The 5,249-nt window shown below is 57.0% G+C and carries 3 rRNA genes; all 3 read left to right on the forward strand.

What is annotated here, in order from left to right:
• Window positions 1-171 precede the first annotated feature (171 nt).
• Window positions 172-1,693: ribosomal RNA gene (locus ACWDKQ_RS34960) — 16S ribosomal RNA — on the forward strand.
• A 230-nt stretch (window positions 1,694-1,923) separates the two neighbouring features.
• Window positions 1,924-4,998 (forward strand): 23S ribosomal RNA (locus tag ACWDKQ_RS34965).
• Between the two features lie 124 nt (window positions 4,999-5,122).
• Window positions 5,123-5,239, forward strand: a 5S ribosomal RNA gene (gene rrf, locus ACWDKQ_RS34970).
• Together the 16S, 23S and 5S rRNA genes form the textbook arrangement of a ribosomal RNA operon.
• Window positions 5,240-5,249: the final 10 nt, after the last annotated feature.

Below are 5,249 nucleotides of genomic sequence, written 5' to 3' on the forward strand. Positions count from 1 at the left end.
GGTGGGGTCGGGTGATGGTGTGGGTGTGTTCTTTGAGAACTCAACAGCGGACTGTTTTGGTTAGTGTTCTTTTATGCCCCCGACCATGCAGGTTTTGTGTGGTTGGTGGTTTCTTTGAGTATGATGCTCGCCTTTGATGGTTTGAGTGTCTGCTGGGATTGTTCAACAGCATTGTTGGAGAGTTTGATCCTGGCTCAGGACGAACGCTGGCGGCGTGCTTAACACATGCAAGTCGAACGCTGAAGCATCTTCGGGTGTGGATGAGTGGCGAACGGGTGAGTAACACGTGGGTAATCTGCCCTGCACTCTGGGATAAGCCTTGGAAACGGGGTCTAATACCGGATATGACACACTGCCGCATGGTGGTGTGTGGAAAGTTCCGGCGGTGCAGGATGGGCCCGCGGCCTATCAGCTTGTTGGTGGGGTGATGGCCTACCAAGGCGACGACGGGTAGCCGGCCTGAGAGGGTGACCGGCCACACTGGGACTGAGACACGGCCCAGACTCCTACGGGAGGCAGCAGTGGGGAATCTTGCGCAATGGGCGAAAGCCTGACGCAGCAACGCCGCGTGGGGGATGACGGCCTTCGGGTTGTAAACCTCTTTCGACATCGACGAAGCCTTCGGGTGACGGTAGGTGTAGAAGAAGCACCGGCTAACTACGTGCCAGCAGCCGCGGTAATACGTAGGGTGCGAGCGTTGTCCGGATTTATTGGGCGTAAAGAGCTCGTAGGCGGTTTGTCGCGTCGGCCGTGAAAACCTGCAGCTTAACTGTGGGCTTGCGGTCGATACGGGCAGACTTGAGTTCGGCAGGGGAGACTGGAATTCCTGGTGTAGCGGTGAAATGCGCAGATATCAGGAGGAACACCGGTGGCGAAGGCGGGTCTCTGGGCCGATACTGACGCTGAGGAGCGAAAGCGTGGGGAGCGAACAGGATTAGATACCCTGGTAGTCCACGCCGTAAACGTTGGGCGCTAGGTGTGGGGATGGGTTCCACTGTTTCCGTGCCGTAGCTAACGCATTAAGCGCCCCGCCTGGGGAGTACGGCCGCAAGGCTAAAACTCAAAGGAATTGACGGGGGCCCGCACAAGCGGCGGAGCATGTGGATTAATTCGATGCAACGCGAAGAACCTTACCTGGGTTTGACATGCACTAGACAGCCTCAGAGATGGGGTTTCCCTTGTGGTTGGTGTACAGGTGGTGCATGGCTGTCGTCAGCTCGTGTCGTGAGATGTTGGGTTAAGTCCCGCAACGAGCGCAACCCTTGCCCCATGTTGCCAGCGGGTTATGCCGGGGACTCGTGGGGGACTGCCGGGGTCAACTCGGAGGAAGGTGGGGATGACGTCAAGTCATCATGCCCCTTATGCCCAGGGCTTCACACATGCTACAATGGCTGGTACAGAGGGTGGCGATATCGTGAGGTGGAGCGAATCCCTTAAAGCCGGTCTCAGTTCGGATCGGGGTCTGCAACTCGACCCCGTGAAGTCGGAGTCGCTAGTAATCGCAGATCAGCATTGCTGCGGTGAATACGTTCCCGGGCCTTGTACACACCGCCCGTCACGTCATGAAAGTCGGTAACACCCGAAGCCCATGGCCCAACCCTTGTGGGGGGAGTGGTCGAAGGTGGGACTGGCGATTGGGACGAAGTCGTAACAAGGTAGCCGTACCGGAAGGTGCGGCTGGATCACCTCCTTTCTAAGGAGCATTGCACCCTGGCTGGTCTTTGGCTGGTTGGGAGTGTGCACAGCTAACGAGGCGAGTGTTCTCGTGTTGTGGCGCTCGATGGATTGTGGAACACACTGACTTTGGTAAAACGGTCCGCTGTTGGGTGTCTGAGGGAACACGCCGCATGTGTGTGGTGTGGGTGTTTTCTTGGTGTTTTGGTTGTTGTTTGAGAACTGTATAGTGGGTGCGAGCATCTTTGTGGCCAAGTTATGTAGGGCACATGGTGGATGCCTTGGTACCAGGAGCCGATGAAGGACGTGGGAGACTGCGATAGTCCTCGGGGAGTTGTCAACCGAGCTGTGATCCGAGGGTGTCCGAATGGGGTAACCCAGCCCGAGTGATGTCGGGTTACCAGCGCCTGAATATATAGGGTGTTGGGGGGAACGCGGGGAAGTGAAACATCTTAGTACCCGCAGGAAGAGAAAACACTGGTGATTCCGTGAGTAGTGGCGAGCGAAAGCGGAGGAGGCTAAACCGTGCGCGTGGGATACCTGGTAGGGGTTGCGTGTGCGGGGTTGTGGGACGCTGCTGGAAGACGCTACTGAGTCTTCAGCGTTGCTGGTCGTGTTAGTCGAACAGGTTGGGAAGCCTGGCCGGAGTGGGTGAGAGTCCCGTAGGCGAAAATGCGATCAGTGCGTGTGGTGGTGTTCCCGAGTAGCAGCGCTTTCGTGGAGGGTGCTGTGAATCTGGCGGGACCACTCGCTAAGCCTAAATACTTCCTGGTGACCGATAGTGGATAGTACCGTGAGGGAATGGTGAAAAGTACCCCGGGAGGGGAGTGAAAGAGTTCCTGAAACCGTGTGCCTGCAAACCGTCAGAGCCTTTTGGGGTGATGGCGTGCCTTTTGAAGAATGAGCCTGCGAGTTACTGCTGCGTGGCGAGGTTAACCCGTGTGTGGGGTAGCCGGAGCGAAAGCGAGTCTGAATAGGGCGTGTGAGTCGCGTGGTGTAGACCCGAAGCGGAGTGATCTACCCATGGCCAGGGTGAAGCGCGGGTAAGACCGTGTGGAGGCCCGAACCCACCAGGGTTGAAAACCTGGGGGATGAGTTGTGGGTAGGGGTGAAAGGCCAATCAAACTCCGTGATAGCTGGTTCTCCCCGAAATGCATTTAGGTGCAGCGTTGCGTGGTTGCTTGGGTGGGGTAGAGCACTGGTTGGTTGATGGGCCTTCACGGGTTACTGAGATCAGCCAAACTCCGAATACGCCTGAGTTGAGCGTGGCAGTGAGACGGCGGGGGAGAAGCTTCGTCGTCGAGAGGGAAACAGCCCAGAGCATCGGCTAAGGCCCCTAAGTGTGCGCTTAGTGGGAAAGGATGTGGGATCGCCGAGACAACCAGGAGGTTGGCTTAGAAGCAGCCATCCTTGAAAGAGTGCGTAATAGCTCACTGGTCAAGTGGTCCTGCGCCGACAATGTAGCGGGGCTGAAGCGCACCGCCGAAGCCATGCCATTCGTGTTGTAAGGCACGGATGGGTAGGGGAGCGTCCTGCATGCGGTGAAGCGCCGGAGTGATCCTGGTGTGGAGTGTGTGGGAGTGAGAATGCAGGCATGAGTAGCGAGTGCAGAGTGAGAATCTCTGCCGCCGGATGACCAAGGGTTCCTGGGGAAGGTTCGTCCGCCCAGGGTGAGTCGGGGCCTAAGGCGAGGCCGACAGGCGTAGTCGATGGATAACGGGTTGATATTCCCGTACCCGTGTTGATGCGTCCATAGCGAAACCTTTGATACTAACCATCCTGGTGTGTGTTGATCCTTCGGGTGATATGCGTGCTGGCATGGGACCTGATGGGGCGGTAGTTAAGTGATGGGGTGACGCAGGAGGGTAGCTCTGCCAGTGAGTGGTTGTACTGGTGTAAGCCTGTAGCCCGGTGTGTAGGTAAATCCGCACGCCAAGAGGGTGAGGGGTGATGCGTAGCCGTTGTGGCGATGTGAGTGATCCCATGCTGCCGAGAAAAGCCTCTAGCGAGTGTCTTCACGGCCCGTACCCGAAACCGACACAGGTGGTCAGGTAGAGAATACCGAGGCGGTCGGGTGAACTGTGGTTAAGGAACTCGGCAAATTGCCCCCGTAACTTTGGGAGAAGGGGGGCCACTGCTGGTGAACATCCTTGCGGTGGGAGCTGGTGGTGGTCGCAGAGGCCAGGGAGAAGCGACTGTTTACTAAAAACACAGGTCCATGCGAAGCCGTAAGGCGATGTATATGGACTGACGCCTGCCCGGTGCTGGAACGTTAAGAGGACCCGTGAACCCGTAAGGGTGTAGCGGAGAATTTAAGCGCCAGTAAACGGCGGTGGTAACTATAACCATCCTAAGGTAGCGAAATTCCTTGTCGGGTAAGTTCCGACCTGCACGAATGGCGTAACGACTTCTCCGCTGTCTCGACCACAGGCCCGGTGAAATTGCAGTACGAGTAAAGATGCTCGTTTCGCGCGGCAGGACGGAAAGACCCCGGGACCTTTACTATAGCTTGGTATTGGTGTTTGGTTCGGCTTGTGTAGGATAGGTGGGAGACTGTGAAGCATTCACGCTAGTGGGTGTGGAGTCGCTGGTGAAATACCACTCTGGTCGTTCCGGGCATCTAACTCGGGTCCGTGATCCGGATCGGGGACAGTGCCTGGTGGGTAGTTTAACTGGGGCGGTTGCCTCCTAAAGAGTAACGGAGGCGCCCAAAGGTTCCCTCAGCCTGGTTGGCAATCAGGTGTTGAGTGTAAGTGTATAAGGGAGCTTGACTGTGAGACTGACAGGTCGAGCAGGTGCGAAAGCAGGGACTAGTGATCCGGCACTGGCTGGTGGAAGCGGTGTCGCTCAACGGATAAAAGGTACCCCGGGGATAACAGGCTGATCTTGCCCAAGAGTCCATATCGACGGCATGGTTTGGCACCTCGATGTCGGCTCGTCGCATCCTGGGGCTGGAGTTGGTCCCAAGGGTTGGGCTGTTCGCCCATTAAAGCGGCACGCGAGCTGGGTTTAGAACGTCGTGAGACAGTTCGGTCCCTATCCGCCGCGCGCGTAGGAAACTTGCGGAAGGCTGTCCCTAGTACGAGAGGACCGGGACGGACGAACCTCTGGTGTGCCAGTCGTTCTGCCAAGAGCGTGGCTGGTTGGCTATGTTCGGGAGGGATAACCGCTGAAAGCATCTAAGCGGGAAGCCTGTTCCTAGATGAGGTCTCCCACCCCTTTGTGGGTTAAGGCCCCCAAGAGATGATTGGGTTGACAGGCCAGATATGGAAGCACGGTAACGTGTGGAGTTGACTGGTGCTGATAGGCCGAGGACTTGCTCACAAAGATTGCTACGCACCCACTATACGGTTCTGGGACAACAACCAGAACCATTTGATAATTACAGATAACTGCTTGTCGGTTATCGACGCCTCAAAAATTTCCCGCCCATGGCGGGATCAGAGTTGTCGGTGGCGATGGCGGGGAGGGTCCGCCCGGTCCCATTCCGAACCCGGAAGCTAAGCTCCCCAGCGCTGATGGTACTGCACTCGACAGGGTGTGGGAGAGTAAGACACCGCCGACACAATATTTGA

The organism is Saccharopolyspora sp. NPDC000995 (assembly GCF_053599315.1).